We start from the raw sequence: 17,682 nt of genomic DNA, 5'->3' as shown, positions 1-17,682 counted from the left end.
GCTCGCGGTGGTCTCCCGACCGCTTTGGAAACTTACAACACCGGCGGCGGGCTCTCGCCCTCACTTCTGCTGTAAGCCCTGCAGCGCTCGCCTTCCGGCTCACGCGCAGTCCAAAAACATACCACAGAACGAGCCGTACTCAGGGCTCAACCTCGAAGAAGCGCTTCGGCCCAGGGCATGAAGCGCTCGAGCGCCTCCGGGCTGCTGGCGGCCAGCACCGGAAAATCAGTGTGGCCATGGTCGTCGCCAGGCCTCAGGTGCTCAGGACTGCGCACCAGCCAGCGCAGGGGACACTGCAATTCACTCAGCACCAGCCATGCTGCAGCCAGATCCCAGATCTTGGGGGTGGCCTCCAGCGCCATCACGGTCTGGCCCATGGCCACGCTCACAAGGTTGAGGCTGGCGACCCCGAGCAGGCGGATCTTGCCGGGGAAGCGCCGATCCGGCAGCTTCTGCAGCACCCCGATCGAACGGCTGCAGAGCGAAGCACACCCGGCCGCCTGGGCCTCATCTCCCGGGGGTTTCAAGGATTTGCCATTGCGCCAGGCGCCCAGCCCACGCACCGCGATGATTCTCTGGCGCAGGGGAGGCACATCCAGCACCGCCAGCACGGGGACACCTCCCTCGAAGCGGGCCAGGGAAATCGCCCAATAGGGAATCCCGGCGGCGAAGTTGGTGGTGCCATCAAGGGGATCGACCACCCAGTAGGCGTCGGTGGAGGGCACCAGCTTGCGGCCCTCCTCACTGAGAACCCCCTCACCGGGATAAAGCAGCTCCAGCCCCCGCACCAGGGTTTCATCGCTCCAGCGGTCACAGGCGGTTATCAGGCTGCCGTCGGCTTTGGCTTCCGAGGCCATGTGGCCGAAATCCTTGCGTTGCCGCTCGGCAACGGCATCAAGCAATTCCGTGAGCCTCAGAGCCTCGGGTGGAATGGCGGTGAAGGTGGCAGTCATCCGAGTTCGGTGGTCAGGACCTGGGTCAGCTGCCTGGTGGTGTCGTCGCGGAAGCGGTGAACATTGAGGGCGACCAGCACCCGCAGGGCCGCCAGGGCGATCAGCGCGGCCGTGCCCAGGACCAGGGCATACGGAACAAAAGGACCCTGGCCGGGGATGATGGCACGACCCAGATCCAGCAATCCGCCACCGATCAGTTTGGCCGTGGCGCGGGAGAATGCCTGGGCCAGGCCCCACACACCCACGAAGGTGCCAGCGGCTTCCGGCAGGGTTAGATCGAGCATCAGGCACAGGGTGCTGTTGGTGCCGATGCCGGAGGCCAGCCCGAAGAGCAGCAGCACCGCCTGAAGCAAGGGGACCTCACCCACCAGTCCGCTCAGAATCAGCAGGAGCATCGAAGCCAGGATCAGCTGACAGCCAAGCCTGGCCGTTGCGTACTTACCCAGCCTGGGCACGATCCACCAACCCGCCAGCACCAGGCCGAGCAGGGTGCCGACCCCCCAGAAGGCATTGAGCGAGGCGGTGGCGGCAATCGGCATGCCGAACACGTCGGCGCCATAGCTCTCCAGGATCGGGTCCTGGATGAACAGGGCCAGGGTGAAGAGCACCACAAACAGGAAGAAAACCGCCACCTGCCGGCTGGAGGTGATCAGACGCCATGCCTGGGGCATGGTGATCGCATCGTCACGGGCTGAGCTGGTGCCGCTGCCGACGGTCTTGGCGCTAGCAGGAACGACGGGCTCGACGCCCCAGGTGGCCAGCAGGGTGAGGCACATCACCGCCAGGGCGGCCCGCACCATGAACCGGGAGAGCTCAGCCTCGAGCACCAGCGGGTCGGTGATGCCGTCGAGCCCCTTGAGGCTCCGGGAGATCACCACCGCTCCCACCACGATCCCCACGGTGAGCATGCACCAGATGATTCCCACCGCCCGGGGTCGCTCCCGCTCCTGGGTGCGGTCGATCACCAGGGCCAGGTACGGGGTGGTGGCCATCGAAACAGCCAGTCCGTAGGCAGCGAACAGGACACACATCAGGACTGTGCCCAGAGTGATGGCGGCTCCATCCCCCAGCTCCCGGGCCGCCGCTAGCCGGAAGATCACCGGCACCACCAGCACCGCCAGCCCGCAGAAGAGCGCGGCGCCCAGCCAGATGTACGGGGTGCGGTGGCGGCCCGCCAGGGGCCGGGCATCGGAGAGCTGGCCGAACAGAATTCTCGACGGGGCCACGAATTGTTCGAAGGCCAGGGCCCCACCCACCAACAGACCGGGAAATCCCAGTTCACTGATCATCACCCGGTTGAGCATGCCGGCGAAGATCACCGCCAGAAAGCCGAGGCTCCCCTGGAACAGCCCCAGCCGCACGGTGCTGGCGATCGAGAGGCTGGGCGGCGAGCTGGAGAGGGCCATGGTGGAGGGCAAGATTCAGGCAACGAAACCTTCCGGCCACCCGGGTTGATCCCCCGCCGGGCGCTCTCTAGGGGGAGAGAGGACCGCGCCCATCCGGCGTACGCACCTCAGACTGACAGGCCGGTAACAACGGTTGGGGCTCGATCGGGATCTGGGTGGTGGGATCGGTGGCCGGCTTGCTGGATGGGAGGCTGGGCGGCTGACAGAAAGCCACCTGATCCAGGCCCGTGCGGCGCCTCAGTTCGGCCAGCCGGCGGTTGTAGTCGGTCACGGCGCGGGCGTAACTCACCTCTGCCTGGGTGAGGTCGCGCTGGCTCTCGACGACCTCCCGCTGGGTGGTGACGCCCGCCTGGAAACGCAGCCTTGCCAGGCGCAGCGCTTCGCGCGAAGAGATCACCGACCGGGAGGTCGTGGTGATGTCGCGGTTGTTCTGAAGAAGCAGGTAGAAACTGGTTTCCACTTCCAGCCGAATCTGGTCGCGGCGGTCGGCGAAGTTGAAGCGCTGCTCTTCTGCCGCCTGTTTCTGCTGGCGGTACTGGGCGGCGGCCCGGCCGCCATCAAAGAGATTCCAGCTCAGATTCAGGCCGATCGAATTGTCGACTCCGTAGGTGTAACTGCCCATGTTGATCGGCAGATCCACCGGAACCCCATTCCGGCCGTTGCTGCGATCCCAGCCGAAGTTGTTGACGATGCTCAGAAAGGGCTGAACCGCGCCGATCGCCGCATTGGCATTGCTGTTGGCAATCGAGATCTGCAGGATGACCTGATCGAGCTCCTCTCGGAAGGCGTAGGCCGCCACGATGCTTTCCTGCAACGACGGCATCCAGGTGCCCACCACCCGTGCCGGCTCCTTGGCCGTCGGCGTGACGTCCTGGGGAAGATCCAGCAGGGAGGCCAGAGCCCGGCGAGCCACCGACTGTTCGGCCAGAGAGTTGGTCAGCAACTGCTGGTCACGGGCCAGCTGGGTTTCCGCCTGGAGCACCTCAAGCTTGGTGGAGACCCCCGCCTGAAACCTGGCTCGGGCATCCTTGAGACTCACCAAAGAGGCCCGCACCGATTCCTGACCGATGCGCACGCCCTCATCGGCAAGCTGCAGGTTGAAATAATTCTGGGCCGCCTGAAGGCGCAGGTCGCGAAGGGCGATCAGGTATTGATTCTGGGCCTGCTCGAACTGGTCGCGGGCCGCCGAAATCTGGGGAACCCGCTGGGGATTGATCAGGTCCCAGTTGATCCCGATGTTCATGTTGGCCCCAAGGGTCTGCCCTTTCGTGCGCGACTCAGGCGTGGCAAAGGGGCCGGTGGCGTCGGCGTCGTAACTGAACCGGTAGCTGTTGGTAAGGGCCGGGAAGGCTCCGGTGGATAAATTGATGCTGGGGTACCAGGCGGAGATCTGGGCCCTCAGGTTGGATCTGGCCTGATCCACCCGGGAGGCCACCGCCTTGAGGCTGGGGTTGTTGGTCTCGGCGAGGGTCTCGACCTCGCGGAGGCCCAGGGGCCGCAGTTGCTGGATTTTGACCTGGGCTGGCCTGGTGGGCAGCGCCAGGGAGGGGGGTGAGGCCAGGGGTTGTAAACCGGGCTCAAGCTCGGTAGCCGCCGGCGGAAGAACGGTGGGGTCCGATTTGGGCCGGTTTCCCTTGACATCTGGAGCCAGGGGAATCGGCACGGGCTGGGCTGGGCGCCCAGGCACAGCCTCAGCCGGGACAGCCGCTGGGGCTGTGTCCTGGGCGAGGCTCACGCCCTGAAAGCCAGGGACGAGCGCCATCCCCGCAAGGGCTGCCGAGGCAAGGAAGGAGCGCCGCACACAGATAACCGTTGTTAGGCCAGAGCTTAAAGAGCCGAGGCCTGAATGCCGAGGCAGGCGGCCACGAAATCATCCGCCCCCTGCACCAGGCGGATCGGCGCCGGCAACCGACGTTGCAGGTCCTCAAGTCTGAAGTCATCCAGGAAGACCGGCTCCCCCTGACGCAGCATCACAGCGGGAAGCAGCAGCTCATCCCCGAGCTCCTGGCCCTCCAGACCGGCCAGAAGATCTGAGCCCGTGAGCAGGCCGGTGACAACCTGCTCCTGCCCCCAGTAGGGACTGGGCAGACCATGGAGCCGAAGCGACAGCCCTTCGACGGCATTGAGGCGATCGACAACCGGCTGCAGGGCCTCGGCCACCAAGCCGCCGACGACCCAGCTCAGGTACCGAGGCTGCATCAGGCGGCGGGGCAGGCGACTGGTGGCCTGATCGAGAGCTTCAAGAAAGGCACGGATACTGCCGACCCCATTCTCCTGCTGGGGCAGATCCTCGTAGCTGGCACGCTCCGGCAGGGGGAGGCCGGCCATGAGGTACCACTCGTCGGAGAGCCAGGCGAAGCGGCTGCCGAGGGCCGCCCGGAACCGGTCCTGGAGGGGCTCCACCTGCTCGATCACCCGCCGGGCGCAGGCGCGGTCGACCGGCACCAGACCATCCCCCGGGGGACGGAAGCGAGTCAGGCCCACGGGCACCACGGCGGTGGAGAGCACGGCCGGCCAGTCGCCGGCCCCGAAACGGGCCAGATCCAGCAGGGTGCGCTCCAGGGCAGCCCCGTCATTCACCCCTGGGCAGACCACCACCTGGGCATGGATCTGCAGCCGCCGTTCGCTGAACCAGCCCAGCTGATCGAGCAACAGGCCGGCCCTTGGGTTCACCAGCAGGCGGCTGCGCAACTCGGAGTCGGTGGCATGAACCGAAACAAACAGGGGCGAGAGCCTCTGCTCCTCGATCCGCTGCCAATCCGCCGCGGTGAGGTTGGTGAGGGTGAGGTAAGACCCGTAGAGAAAGCTGAGACGGTAATCGTCGTCTTTCACATAGAGGCTCTGGCGCCGTCCGGGGGGCTGCTGATCGATGAAACAGAAGGCGCAGTGGTTGTTGCACTGGCGCAGGCCATCGAAGAGGGCCTCGGTGAAAGCAAGCCCCAGACCGTCATCGGCATCCTTCTCGAGCTCGACCTGATGACGGGTGCCATCGGGGTCCTCCACCTCCAGGCTCAGCTCCTCCTCCCCCACCAGCACCTGCAGGTCGATCAGGTCGCGGGGCCGCACCCCGTTGATACTGATCAGCCGGTCCCCGGGCTGGAACCCGAGGTCTTCGCCGATCGACCCGGGCTCCACGGCGGCCACCACGGCTGGCTGGGGCTGGCGGACTGAATCCACAGGGGCCAGGGGAAGACCTGCGGAGGGTTCGTTCCACACGGTGGGGACTCGAAGCGAAGAGTTTCAGTGTGGGCGCCTGAGGGCTTCAGCTGACGGCTGGATCCATCCGCCAGACCCAGAGAAGCAGCAGCAGTCCGAAGGCCAAGCGGTAGATCACGAAGATCCAGGTGCTGTGGTTCTGCAGAAAGCGCAGCAGCCAGGCGATCGCCAGCCAGGACACCACGGCGGCTGAGGCAATGCCGATCAACAAGGGAATCGGGCCGAGGCTGGCGCTGCTGGCGAAGGCCGACTTCAGCTCCACCAGTCCGGCCAGGGTGATCGCCGGGATTCCGAGAAGGAAAGAGAATCGGGCAGCGGCGGCCCGCTGCCAGCCATCGAAGAGCGATGCGGTGAGGGTGCTTCCGGAGCGCGACACCCCGGGGATCAAGGCCAAGGCCTGGGCGATGCCCACCAGCAGGCCATCAATCGGGCGCACCTGGGGCAGGTCCTTCTGGCGTCGACCGCTCCGCTCGGCCAGGGCCAGCAGCAGGGCCATCACGATCGAGACCAGGGCGATCGAGGTGATGCCGCGCAGCAGAGAGCTCTCGTAGGCCGGCCACAGGATTTTGATGGCCAGGCCGGCCAGCACGATCGGCAGGGTGCCGATGGCCATGGCCACCCCCAGCCGCGCCGAAGGATCTCCCCACTGCCCATGGCGAAAGGCACGGCTGACGCCCGCGATCACCTCCGCCAGGTCGTGGCGGAAGTAGACGATCACGGCCGCGATGCTGCCCAGCTGAATCACGGCCGTGACTGCCACCCCAGGATCGCCCCAGCCGAGCAGAACGGGCACCACCTTGAGATGGGCTGTGCTGCTGATCGGCAGGAATTCAGTGAGGCCCTGCACGATGCCGAGCACCAGGGCGTGCCAGCAGGCTTCAAGAAAGCCTGGAACCGGTGCTGAAAGGGCAGAGCCCATGCGCGGAGTGGCACGGCGGAGCCAGTGACCCTATGACCGCCCAGCTCGCAGCTCCACCTCCGGCGTCCCTTAAGGTTGCATACCTTTCTTCACAGAACCAGGTGATCGGGGCCACCGCCACTCCTCCCACGTCCGCCCTGGTCCCCGAGACCCTCGTGCTTTCCTGGCACCCATCCAGCGCGGCACTGAGGGCGCCCCTGGGGAGTTCTGATACAGCCGTGCTGCCGATGGTGGCCGCAGCCTTGGTGGTGCTGCCTGTCTTCCTTCAGGCTCCCTGGGTCCGCCTGCACCCCAGCAGCGCCACGCTGTTCACAGTCGTGATCATGGCCATCGGGCTGCTGCTGGAGTTGCGGGGCCCTGAGCGCTGTCGCGGTTTCGGGCCGCTGCTGATTGGCTTCAGTGGCAGCTGGCTGGCCGGCTGTCTCTTCTGGGGATGGTGCCGCCTGCATCCGCTCTGGCATCTGCCGATCGAGGCCTTCGCCCTGCCTCTGGCCCTGGCCGGCCTGAGTGGACGCTGGCGCAGCGCCTCCCACATCTATCTCGCCTCACTCCTGGGTACCGCCTGCACCGATGGGGCGATCGCCCTGACGGGGGTCATGCCGCTCTGGCCGCAGGTGTTGAGCGCCCCGGTCCATGAAGCACCCGCTCTGTTGCATGGAGCAGCCCTGCAGGTCCTGGAGCCGGCCTCGCTGGCTCTGGTTCTGGGGATGGCGGTGGCCCTGACATTGCTGGCGCGCCGATGCCGCCGCTCGGGTGCTGGAGGGCGATTGGCCGCAGCCACGCTGCTGACCACCCTCGCAGTGGACGGGTTGTTCCTGATCGCCTCCCTGCTCAGCCCCCAGCTCAGTGGATTGATCTGAAGGGGGGCGGGACTGGGGGGCGGGAATTGAAGAACTGCAAAAGCCTTGGCGCTGTGTGGATTGATCCGCCAACTGGCCTGTAGCGTTGCCCCTGACCCTGCTCGGAGAGCTTCCGAGTCAAGGCTTCCATCCAACGGCGATCCTCACCGATCCACACCACGGAGAACTGCGATGAAACGGCTGGTTGCCTGGATGATGAGCGGCGTGCTGCTGGCCGGCCTGCTGGTGTCCCTGCTCCTGCCTCCGGCAGTCCAGGCGGAGGAGCTCCGCAATGTGGCGGATGAGAAGATCGCGGCCCGCCAAGGCAAGGTGGATCTCAACAACTCACCCGTGCGCAGCTTCCAGCAATTCCCTGGCATGTATCCGACCCTGGCCGGCAAGATCGTGCTCGGGGGGCCTTACGAGGAGATCGACGACGTGCTCAGCCTTGATCTGACGGATCGGCAGAAGGAATTGTTCGAGAAGTACAAGGACAATTTCACGGTGACTGCACCCTCGATCGCCCTTAATGAAGGCGACGATCGCATCAACCCGGGCGTCTACCGCTGAACCCCTAAAGTCGCGACCCTCCGAAAGCCGTCGGTCCCCGGCGGCTTTTTTTGCGGCCCCATGACCTCGACACCCCACCCCCAACCACCCCTGGCTCCGCGCTGGGACGTGGTGGTTGTGGGTGGCGGCGCTGCCGGGCTGATGGCCTGCCTGGAGCTTCCCGCCGGGCTGAGGGTGCTCCTGCTCAGCAAGGAGCGCGGACCCAGAACCGCCAGTCGCTGGGCTCAGGGCGGCATCGCCGCAGTCACCCGGGCTGAGGACAGCCTGGAGAGCCACCGCGATGACACCCTGCGGGCTGGGGCGGGACTGTGCGATCCAGGCGCCGTCGATCTGCTGGTTCAGCAGGCTCCGGCCTGCGTTGAGCGGCTGCTGGGGCTGGGCATGGCCTTTGACCGCGACGGCAGCGGCCTCAGCACCACCCTTGAGGCCGCCCACAGCCACCGGCGGGTGCTCCACGCTCAGGATCGCACTGGAGGCGCTCTGGTGGATGCCCTGGAGCGGGAGGTGCTGCTCCGCCCGGGGCTGGTGCAGCGCAAGGGGCTGATGGCGCTTCAGATCTGGGTCGAGCAGGGCCGCTGTCTCGGCCTGCAGGTGCTCGAGAACGATCAGGTGCGCTGGCTTGGAGCCGGCGCCGTGGTGCTGGCCAGCGGCGGCGGCGGCCACCTGTTCGAGAAAACCACCAATCCCTCCCAGTCAACGGGCGATGGTGTGGCGATGGCCTGGCGGGCCGGGGCCGCCATCCGCGATCTGGAGTTTGTCCAGTTCCACCCCACCGCCCTGATGCTGCCAGGGGCCCCCCACTTCCTGATATCCGAGGCGGTGCGTGGTGAAGGGGCCCGCCTGATCGATGCCCACGGCCACAGTCCGGTGGCCGACCTGGCCAGTGCCGATCTGGCGCCCCGCGATCAGGTGAGCCGTGCCCTGGTGCGAACCATGCAGGCCCAGAGCGTGGACCACCTCTGGCTAGACCTGCGACCGGTGGGACAGGAGCGGCTGAACCGTCAGTTTCCAACGATCCTGCGCCGCTGCCGCGAGCTGGGCCTGGAGCCCATTTCGGCGCCGATCCCCGTGGCTCCGGCCGCCCATTACTGGATGGGTGGGGTGAGCACCGACCTGGGCGCCGCCACAAATCTTCCTGGCCTGTACGCCGTGGGGGAAGTGGCCTGCACAGGCGTGCATGGCGCCAATCGGCTGGCCAGCAATTCACTGATGGAATGCCTGGTCTTTGCCGGGCAGCTGCGGCACCTGTCCCTGCCGGAGCAGCAGCCCTGGCCCAGCTCCTGGGAATCGCCCTCTCCTGCCAGGGGGGGCAGCTGCCCCCCCCCTCTCGCCCAGGCCCAGCCCCTGCAGAGCGACTTGCTGGCCCAGAGCGAGCGGCTACGCCGTCTCTGCTGGCGGGTGGCGGGGGTAGAGCGCCAGGAGCGGGACCTACGGGAGGCCCTGCGGCTGATCCACCACCAACGACAGGAGCTGGACGATCAGCCCTGGATTCAGGCCCTGGCACGGCTCGAACCCGGCGATCAACTACCCCTTGGAACGGGAGGCGGAAGTGTTCTGCGCCCCCTCAACGATCTGCGCCAGCTGCTGACCCTGGCGGATCTGCTGGTGGAGGCTGCCCTGTTCCGCCGCGAGAGCCGTGGCGGCCACTACCGGACCGACTGCCCGGCGCCCCAGCCCTTCTGGCAACGTCACTCACTGCAGCTGCGCGGTAAGGCGATCCACACTGCCCCTTTGAAGAACGGTAACTCGGGCTGAACAATGTCCTGTGAGTTCAGAGCTGGCCCTTGAAACCACTCAATTCGGCCAGTTTGGCGAGGGTCTTGACGCCGGAATCGAGCTTGCCGTTGATCTCCCAGGTGGGGAATCCCTCGAGGTTCTTGCTGTCGCAGAGCGCTTTCTGATTGTTGACGCCATCGGCGGCACATTCGATCACCTTCAGCTTGGCGTTGGCCTCCTTGCCGAACAGTTCCTTCTGTTCATGACAGTGGGGGCACCAATAGGCGCTGTACATCACCGCACCGGTCTGGCTGAGGTGCTCCGCCAGGGCCATGGTGGCTGGGGTACTGACGCTGATGACGGGCGGTGATGTCCCGCGGGTGCCCATGGCGGCGGGCCGATCAACGGAGGCGGCCCAGCCCAGGCCCACCAACCCCACCAGCAGAGCTACAAGAACCCCACGAAACACCAGCTGGCCGCGGTCGTCCCACTGGCCGCCGATGAGGCTGAGAACGAACAGGCTCAGGCTGAGAACAGCCGAGAGAACACAGAAGAAACAGAAGGCCTTGATCTTGAACACCAGCAGCCCCATCAGGAGCAGGCTGAACACGGCCATGCCGCCGCTGAGGAGGAACAGCCCCCACCAGCTGCGCTCGGAGATGGCCGAGCGGGCCTCGCCCTTGAGAATCAGCGGCAGCACCGCCAGCACCAGCACCGTGGTGTAAGCGAGGAAGCCGAAGAGCGAGAGCGGCTGTCCGAAGAGACTGCCCCAGGCACTGTTGAGCACCTTGTCGCAGCCTTCGGCGCCCCCGGGGCAGCTGAGCGGGCCGATCAGCCCCCAACGCTTGAGGGTGATAGCACCGGTGTCGATCGCACCGATCGTGGCCAGAACAGCCATCACCACACGAACCCAGCGCAGTCCGGGGTCTGATCGTCGACGGCTGCTCAGACGACTGCTCAAGCGGGTGGAAGTCAAGGCAAGGGCTTTATCTGGGCCGATTGTGGCAGCATCCGCTTCAGAGCACTGACCCGCGCGGGGTCCACCGGCTCAGAGATCAAGCCGTTGCATTTGAGGGCTGTGCCGGCGATCACGCCATCACAGGCAGCCGAAAGCCTCTGCAGCGTCTGGGGATTGGCCCCACTGCCGATCAGCACAGGCGCCCCGGCTGCCGCAGCCCTGGCCTGCTCCAGATCGGCCGGATCGGTGGGTCTGCCGGTGCCCGTGCCCGAGACGATCACCCCATCGGCGCCGCCGCGCTCGAGCGCATCGCTCACTGCCTCTGCCATCGACAGCGGCGCCAGGGGGGCTCCGTGCTTGACCAGCACATCGGCCAGGATCCTCACTGATTCGGCACCCAGCAGCCGGCGCCGGCGCAGCAGCTCGGCGGCCACCCCCTCGATCAACCCCTGATCGGTGACCGTGGCACCGCTGAGCACATTCACCCGCAGAAAGCGAGCGCCACTGGCCTGGGCTATCGCCAGAGCCGCCAGCGCGTCATTGCGCAGCACGTTGATGCCCACAGGCCGCTCTGTGGCCCGCACCACCGCCAGGGCCAGCCTGGTCATGGCCGCCACCGTTTCCGGCGGCACTGATCCCCGCCAGAAGGGCACATCGCCGAAGTTCTCCACGATCAGGCCATCGACGCCACCGATGAGATAGGCCTCGGCATCGGCGAGGGCGGCGGCCTCCAGATGCCCCAGATCACCGGCCCAGCCCGGAGATCCAGGCAGGGGGCCGAGGTGAATCACCCCGATCAGCGGACAGGGCTGGGGGAACAGCTCACGCCAGTGGGATCCAGAGCAGGGCATGGCAATCGCCGCAGAAGGAGAACTAGCCAGGCCGAGGCACCCTGGAATCCCTAGGGTGACGGATTGGCCCAAGGGCTTCCACCCACGGCCAAGGTTTTCGGCCTCCGCATCCATGTCTCCCGCCAGCGCAGCTTTCCCAGCAGGATCGACCCGGCCCGGGGAATCCGGCAGCAGCCGCCCGACCGTGGCCTTCGCTCACCTGGGCTGCGAGAAGAACCGGGTCGACACCGAGCACATGCTCGGACTGCTCGCCCAGGCGGGCTACGGGATCAGCGCCGATGAGCGCGATGCGGCAGTGGTGGTGGTGAACACCTGCAGCTTCATCCAGGACGCCCGTCAGGAGTCGGTGCGCACCCTGGTGGAGCTGGCAGAGCAGGGCAAGGAGCTGATCATCGCCGGCTGCCTCGCCCAGCATTTCCGCGAGGAACTGCTGGAATCGCTGCCGGAGGCACGCGCGATCGTCGGCACCGGCGACTACCAACACATCGTGGAGGTACTTGAGCGGGTGGAAGCCGGTGAGCGGGTGAACCGTGTGAGCGAGGTGCCCACATTCGTGGGCGATGAGCATCTGCCCCGCTACCGCACCACCTCCGAGGCTGTGGCCTACCTCAAGGTGGCCGAAGGCTGCGACTATCGCTGCGCCTTCTGCATCATCCCCAGGCTCCGGGGCGACCAACGCTCCCGCACGATCGAGTCGGTCGTGGCGGAGGCCCATCAGCTCGCCGCCCAGGGGGTGCAGGAGCTGATCCTGATCAGCCAGATCACCACCAACTACGGCCTCGACCTATACGGCAAGCCCCAGCTCGCGGAGCTGCTGCGGGTCCTGGGAGAGGTGGAGATCCCATGGATCCGTGTTCACTACGCCTATCCCACCGGCCTCACATCCGAGGTGCTCAGCGCCTACCGGGACGTGCCCAACGTGCTGCCGTATCTGGATCTGCCGCTGCAGCACAGCCATCCCGAGGTGCTGCGGGCCATGAACCGCCCCTGGCAGACCGGCGTCACCACAGAGCTGCTGGGACGGATCCGCCAGCAGCTGCCCGATGCGGTGCTGCGCACCACGTTCATCGTCGGCTTCCCCGGTGAAACCGAGGAGCATTTTGAGCACCTGCTCCGTTTCGTGGAGGAGCAGCGCTTCGACCATGTGGGGGTATTCACCTTCTCTCCGGAAGACGGCACCGCTGCGGTGGATCTGCCCGATCCGGTGCCGGCTGAGGTGGCGATCGAGCGCCGCAACCGCCTGATGGCCGCTCAGCAACCGATCGCGGCCGAGCGCAATGCCAGCTGGGTGGGCCGGATCGTTGATGTCCTGATCGAGCAGGAGAACCCCAGCAGCGGCGAGATGATCGGGAGATGTGCCCGCTTCGCTCCCGACGTGGACGGGGAAGTGCGCGTGAGCCCTGGCGCCGGCGGCCTCTGCGCCTCCCCGGGAACCATGGTGCCGGTGCGCATCACGGCCTCCACCCCCTACGACCTTCAGGGCGAGGTGGTGGGAGCCCGGGCCATGGTGGAGGAGGCTCTGGCCACCAGCGGAAGCCGCGGTTGAGGCACTGGATCCACCGCAACCAGCGCACCACCTTTCTGATCGCCTCGGGGCTGAGCACCGCCGGCTCCTTCGCCGGACTCACCGCCAAGGGCTGGATCCTGATGGACCAGACCAGCAATCCCCTCTTGCTGGCCCTGCACTTCGGCGCCCTGGCAATTCCGAGTCTGCTGGCCAGCGGCAGTGCCGGTGTGCTCACAGACCGGATCGGCTGCGAACGGGTGCTGATCCGCTCCCAGTGGGGCCTGGTGGCCGGCGCAGCCCTGGGGGCTGTGGCCATCCCTCTGCTGACGGGGGCCGCCCAGGTGAGCCTGCTTCTGCTCAGCACCCTGGTGGTGGGTCTGGCCAGCGCCTTCGAGCTCACGGCTCGCAACAAGTACTGCGCCCTGCTGGTGGATGAGCCGGCCCAGCTGGCTCCCTACCTCACCTCCTTCTCGGTGGTGTTCAACGTCGGCAAGCTGGTGGGGCCACCCATCGGTGGGTTGCTGCTCGCCCTGACGGGACCAGCCACGGCCCTGACAATCGATGCGGCCTCATACCTGCTGCCGATCGCCACAGTGCTGTGGCTGCTGCAGCCCAACCTCAGCGCCGAGCGGCGCAGCGGCAGGGGCGTTGATTCCAGCCTGATCAGCGCCTGGCGGGGCTGTGGCGCCAGCCTTCGCCACGTCCTCGTGTTCACTGGCCTCGCTTGCCTGGCGGTCTTCTTCCATCCCGGCCTGGCGCCACTGATCGCCGCCCAGGTGCTGGGACCATCCCCCCAGGCCCTGGGCTGGTTCACGAGCGTGCTGGCGGCGGGCAGCATCAGCGGAGGGCTGCTGCTGCAACGACGCAGCCAGTGGCTGAGCGAGCGGCCTTCCCTGCTTCTGGGCACCTGTGCCGTGATAACCAGCCTCGCCCAGCTGGGCATGGCTCTCAGTGCGCCCACGGCCTTCCGACTGGGGATGACCTTTCTGATCGGAGCCGGGACCGCTGGACTGCTGGCGGGCAGCAACCTGATCCTGCAGGTGGGAGCTCCGCTCGTGCTGCGCGGACGTATGGCAGGTCTTGGTCAGATCGCCTTCCTCGGCGGCGGCGGTTTCAGTGGACTGATCGCCGCCGTGCTCACGCTGAGGATCGGATTGCCAGCCACGTTCGCCGTCATGGGCAGCATTGGCCTGGCGCTGGGGCTGCTGGAGCTGACAAGCCGCTGGGGACTGCGCCTGAATCCAGGGGGCTCAGATCAGCTTGATGCCGCGTAAAACAGTGGACAGAAGGAAGGCCGTCACCAGTCCAGCGGCCACCAGAACGAGGTACAAAGCTGCCGCCATGGCCAGCACGGAAATACAACCCGCTCATTAGAGCAGAGCAACCCTGCTGCCGTGGGTTCCCCTTAGGCTGTCGCCCTACGAACCGGATCAGCATGCGCGCTCTGCTCGTCTACCCGGAGTTCCCCAAGACCTTCTGGAGCTACGAGAAAATTCTCGAGCTTGTGAACCGCAAGGTGTTGCTCCCGCCACTCGGGATGGTCACCGTGGCGGCCCTGCTGCCCCAGCAGTGGGAGTTCAAGCTTGTCGACCGCAATGTGCGGGAAGTGACCGAGGCCGAGTGGGCCTGGGCTGAGCTTGTGATCATCTCCGGGATGATCGTGCAGAAGGCCGACATGGCCGCCCAGATCGCCAAGGCCAAGCAGCGGGGTCTGCCCGTGGCTGTGGGAGGCCCCTTCGCCAGCTCGACCCCTGATGCACCAGAGATAGCTCTGGCCGATTTCAAGGTGCTCGATGAGGGTGAGATCACCCTGCCGATGTTCATCGAGGCTCTGGAGCGCGGCGAGCGGCAGGGCCGCTTCAGCTCTGAGGGCGTGAAGCCCGATGTGACCGGCACCCCCATTCCCCGCTTCGATCTGCTCGAGCTCGACGCCTACGACTCGATGTCAGTGCAGTTCTCCAGGGGCTGCCCGTTCCAGTGCGAATTCTGCGACATCATCGTTCTGTATGGACGCAAGCCCCGCACCAAGACCCCAGAGCAACTGATCGCCGAATTGCAATATCTCTACGACCTGGGCTGGCGGCGCTCGATCTTCCTGGTGGATGACAACTTCATTGGCAACAAGCGCAACGCCAAGTTGCTGCTACCGGCCCTGAAGCAATGGCAGATCGAGCACGGCTACCCCTTCAGCTTCGCCACCGAAGCGTCGGTGGATCTGGCCTCCGACGACGAAATGATGTTGATGATGGCCGAAAGCCGTTTCGACAGTGTCTTCCTCGGCATCGAGACGCCGGATGAGGCGAGTCTGGAAACGGCCCGGAAGCTGCAGAACACACGCAGCTCCCTGGAGGAATCCGTCGATCGGATCACCTCCTACGGCATCAGGGTGATGGCCGGCTTCATCATCGGCTTCGATGGGGAGAAATCCGGGGCCGGCAACCGCATCGTCGAGTTCGTGACCCGCACGGGTATTCCCGCAGCGATGATGGGCATGCTTCAGGCTCTGCCCAACACCGGCCTCTGGCATCGGCTTGAAAAGGAAGGACGGCTGATCCAGGACAAGGCTGACGCCAAGGGGGTGAACCAGACTAATCTGCTCAACTTCGTGCCCACCCGCCCGATCCGCGACATAGCCAACGAATACGTGGAGGCCTTCTGCAACCTCTATGAGCCGAACGCCTACATGGATCGGGTCTTCAGCTACTACCACAAGGTGGGCAAGCCCCGCTGGCAGCCCTTCCTCAAGCCTGAGCATTCCGGCTTCAAGCTTCCCAGTTGGACTGACGTGCGCGCCCTGCTGATCGTCATCTGGCGTCAGGGCCTGGTCCGCGACACCCGCGGTCGGTTCTGGCGTTACCTGTTGGCCATGGCCCGTACGAATCCCGATCAGCTCGAGCAGTTCCTCGTGGTGCTCGCTCACAACGAGCACTTCATGGAGTACCGCAGCATCGTCACCGAGGAGATTCAGGTGCAACTGCAGTCACTGCCTCCGGAACCCCCTCCCGCCACGTCAGATGTGAGAGAACTCCAGCCGGCGTGACCCACTGAGCTCATGTCGGAGAGAAACCCTGAGCGCCAGCAGCTCCTTCAGTCCTGGATGTAGGAGTCGCCAGAACGCAGGGCCGCTTCGGCCTTCTGCAGTTCACGGCCCAGATAGAGGGCATGATCCAGCCTGCTGATCGGGGCTGGGGATGGCCCCTCGGTCAGCTGAATACCCAGCTGTTTGGCCGTGCGGCCTCGAAATACTGTCACCGGCCGGCGAGGGGCTGCTCCACGACAACTGAGCACTTCGCCGGTGTCAGGATCGGTGGCCAGGCCTCTGGCATTGATGCCGTTGCTGTAGAGCTCCGCAACCAACTCTCCCCGCTCGCGATCCAGGCTGATCAGCACATAGCCGGCGGGATCGAGATCGATAGGGCGCTGCGACAGGCGTTCATCGAGCGCTCGCAGCTCCTGCAAGGGTGTAGCTGCAGATGCGGGTGAAGGCGTGATCGACGATCGCTGATCCATGCACTGATCGTAAACAGCGGCCTCAGCAGGTGCCCAAGGGCAGATCCCGGCGGCTGAAAGGCAGCTCGGCATTTTCCGCCCCGATCTCCTCGAGCATCTGGGCATTGGCTTCGGGCAGCCAGCGACGCAGCAGCCGATCGAAGCCTGGATCCTGCCAGCGGTGCAGGCTGGCTCGGGGCTCGGCCAGAAAACCCCGGCGCCGCTTGTGGCTACCGCCAGCCCCTGGATCAAAGCAGCGGATGCCCTGCTCGATCGCCCACTCGATCGGGGCGTAGTAGCAGACCTCGAAATGCAGGTTCTCGATCTCCCGATCACTACCCCAGTAGCGGCCCCAGAGGGCCTCGCCATGGCGCACGCACAGCGACATCGCCACCGGCTCCTGCGGATCGCCCTGATGGGCACTGAAGAGCACCAGATGCTCTCGCAACTCAAGGGCATCCAGCTGGAAGAACTCCTCGCTGAGGTACTTGCTGCCCCAGGCCCCCCAGCGGCTGCAATGCTGGGCGTAGAAGTGGTGCATCCGCTCCAGCATGGCGGCGGGAATCGCCGACCCAGCCAGGGGAGTCACCTGCAGACCGGCCGCGGCGATCGAGCGCCTCTCCCGGCGGATGTTGCGCCGCTGGTTGGCATTGAAGCCCGCTAGATAATCCTCGAAACTGCTGAATCCATCGTTGGACCAGAGACTCTGCTGATTCAGCCAGGTGGCGCAGCCAGCGGCCTCGGCCAAGGGCTGCCACTGGGGATCCACGTAGAGGAAGTTGCAGCTGAAGATCTTCTGTTCGCGGCAGAAGCGATCGATCAGCTCCAGCATCAGGGCCGTGACCTCTGCCTCGTCTTCACTGGGATCGATGTGAAAGCGATAACCCTGCACCGGGCTGAGCGGGCTCATGCCCACCAGCTTCGGGTAGTAGCGCAGGCCCAGCTGACCAGCGAGCTGGGCGAAGGATTGATCGAAGACGAATTCCCCGTAGCTGTGGCCCTTGAGGTAGAGCGGCGCCACGGCAATCAACCGCTCCTGGCGCCACAGGCTCAGATGGCAGGGCTGCCAGCCCTGGCGGGGCACGATGCTGCCGGAGCGCTCCAGAGCGTGCAGCCAGGGCCAGCCGTAGAACGGAAGACCCGCAGGCCCCGTGAGCTCCTGCCAGGCTTCACGGGGAATCTCCGTCATGGCCCGGTGCCAGCGGGCCTGCAGCTCAGCCATGGCGGAGGAACACGTGGGCTCGACGGCGAGGGGCAA

At 66.0% G+C, this 17,682-nt stretch carries 15 protein-coding genes; 6 read left to right on the top strand and 9 right to left on the bottom strand.

Annotation, left to right across the window (positions count from 1 at the left end; genetic code table 11):
• Positions 1-146 precede the first annotated feature (146 nt).
• The 5 genes from KBY77_RS15280 to KBY77_RS15260 all read right to left on the bottom strand — a co-directional run bounded on the left by KBY77_RS15280 (position 147) and on the right by KBY77_RS15260 (position 6,494).
• Positions 147-953 carry an inositol monophosphatase family protein gene (locus KBY77_RS15280; RefSeq protein WP_255094579.1) on the bottom strand — a complete coding sequence of 269 codons (807 nt, stop codon included), beginning with the start codon at positions 951-953 and terminating at the stop codon, positions 147-149.
• Positions 950-2,359, bottom strand: coding sequence for a BCD family MFS transporter (locus tag KBY77_RS15275; protein WP_255106295.1), 1,410 nt, complete (start codon positions 2,357-2,359; stop codon positions 950-952). Before KBY77_RS15275 ends, KBY77_RS15280 begins: the two co-directional genes overlap by 4 nt.
• A 67-nt stretch (positions 2,360-2,426) precedes the next feature.
• Entirely contained in the window at positions 2,427-4,121 is a 1,695-nt protein-coding gene (locus KBY77_RS15270; protein WP_255106292.1) for a TolC family protein, read from the bottom strand.
• Between the two features lie 65 nt (positions 4,122-4,186).
• Entirely contained in the window at positions 4,187-5,575 is a 1,389-nt protein-coding gene (locus KBY77_RS15265; RefSeq protein WP_255106289.1) for a TIGR03279 family radical SAM protein, read from the bottom strand.
• A 46-nt stretch (positions 5,576-5,621) separates the two neighbouring features.
• Positions 5,622-6,494, bottom strand: coding sequence for an undecaprenyl-diphosphate phosphatase (locus tag KBY77_RS15260; RefSeq protein ID WP_255106286.1), 873 nt, complete (start codon positions 6,492-6,494; stop codon positions 5,622-5,624).
• 227 nt (positions 6,495-6,721) lie between these two features.
• Here KBY77_RS15260 and KBY77_RS15255 point away from each other — a divergent pair, with 227 nt between their 5' ends.
• The 3 genes from KBY77_RS15255 to nadB all read left to right on the top strand — a co-directional run bounded on the left by KBY77_RS15255 (position 6,722) and on the right by nadB (position 9,658).
• Positions 6,722-7,354, top strand: a complete 633-nt coding sequence (locus KBY77_RS15255; protein WP_255106301.1) for a DUF3120 domain-containing protein — start codon at positions 6,722-6,724, stop codon at positions 7,352-7,354.
• Between the two features lie 171 nt (positions 7,355-7,525).
• Complete coding sequence (psbU, locus tag KBY77_RS15250; RefSeq protein ID WP_255094586.1) at positions 7,526-7,903, top strand: photosystem II complex extrinsic protein PsbU; 378 nt, start codon at positions 7,526-7,528, stop codon at positions 7,901-7,903.
• A gap of 60 nt (positions 7,904-7,963) precedes the next feature.
• On the top strand, positions 7,964-9,658 hold the full coding sequence (nadB, locus tag KBY77_RS15245) for an L-aspartate oxidase (protein ID WP_255106284.1): 1,695 nt from the start codon (positions 7,964-7,966) through the stop codon (positions 9,656-9,658).
• A gap of 16 nt (positions 9,659-9,674) precedes the next feature.
• On the opposite strand, the gene KBY77_RS15240 is transcribed toward nadB, so the two are convergent.
• Both KBY77_RS15240 and KBY77_RS15235 read right to left on the bottom strand, forming a co-directional pair.
• Positions 9,675-10,595: a vitamin K epoxide reductase family protein gene (locus tag KBY77_RS15240; RefSeq protein ID WP_255106282.1), complete on the bottom strand. Its 921-nt coding sequence runs from the start codon at positions 10,593-10,595 to the stop codon at positions 9,675-9,677.
• Positions 10,592-11,428 carry a BtpA/SgcQ family protein gene (locus KBY77_RS15235; protein ID WP_255106280.1) on the bottom strand — a complete coding sequence of 279 codons (837 nt, stop codon included), beginning with the start codon at positions 11,426-11,428 and terminating at the stop codon, positions 10,592-10,594. The genes KBY77_RS15240 and KBY77_RS15235 overlap by 4 nt, the downstream gene beginning before the upstream one ends.
• A 112-nt stretch (positions 11,429-11,540) precedes the next feature.
• Between KBY77_RS15235 and rimO the strand changes: the two genes are divergently transcribed.
• The 3 genes from rimO (at position 11,541) to KBY77_RS15220 (ending at position 15,975) form a co-directional block, all read left to right on the top strand.
• On the top strand, positions 11,541-12,974 hold the full coding sequence (rimO, locus tag KBY77_RS15230; RefSeq protein ID WP_255106278.1) for a 30S ribosomal protein S12 methylthiotransferase RimO: 1,434 nt from the start codon (positions 11,541-11,543) through the stop codon (positions 12,972-12,974).
• On the top strand, positions 12,971-14,209 hold the full coding sequence (locus tag KBY77_RS15225) for an MFS transporter (RefSeq protein WP_255106276.1): 1,239 nt from the start codon (positions 12,971-12,973) through the stop codon (positions 14,207-14,209). The genes rimO and KBY77_RS15225 overlap by 4 nt, the downstream gene beginning before the upstream one ends.
• 161 nt (positions 14,210-14,370) lie before the next feature.
• Entirely contained in the window at positions 14,371-15,975 is a 1,605-nt protein-coding gene (locus KBY77_RS15220; RefSeq protein WP_255106274.1) for a B12-binding domain-containing radical SAM protein, read from the top strand.
• A 47-nt stretch (positions 15,976-16,022) separates the two neighbouring features.
• Here the strand turns inward: KBY77_RS15220 and KBY77_RS15215 are convergent, their stop codons facing one another.
• Together KBY77_RS15215 and KBY77_RS15210 are read right to left on the bottom strand one after the other, a co-directional pair.
• Positions 16,023-16,445: a DUF4346 domain-containing protein gene (locus KBY77_RS15215; protein ID WP_255106272.1), complete on the bottom strand. Its 423-nt coding sequence runs from the start codon at positions 16,443-16,445 to the stop codon at positions 16,023-16,025.
• 22 nt (positions 16,446-16,467) lie between these two features.
• Positions 16,468-17,646 (bottom strand): GNAT family N-acetyltransferase, encoded by a 1,179-nt coding sequence (locus tag KBY77_RS15210; protein WP_255106270.1) that lies wholly within the window; start codon positions 17,644-17,646, stop codon positions 16,468-16,470.
• Positions 17,647-17,682: the final 36 nt, after the last annotated feature.

The organism is Synechococcus sp. Cruz-7E5, assembly GCF_024345995.1.
In the GTDB taxonomy this organism is placed as follows: domain Bacteria; phylum Cyanobacteriota; class Cyanobacteriia; order PCC-6307; family Cyanobiaceae; genus Regnicoccus_A.
This window is presented reverse-complemented; position numbering and strand designations above follow the sequence as displayed.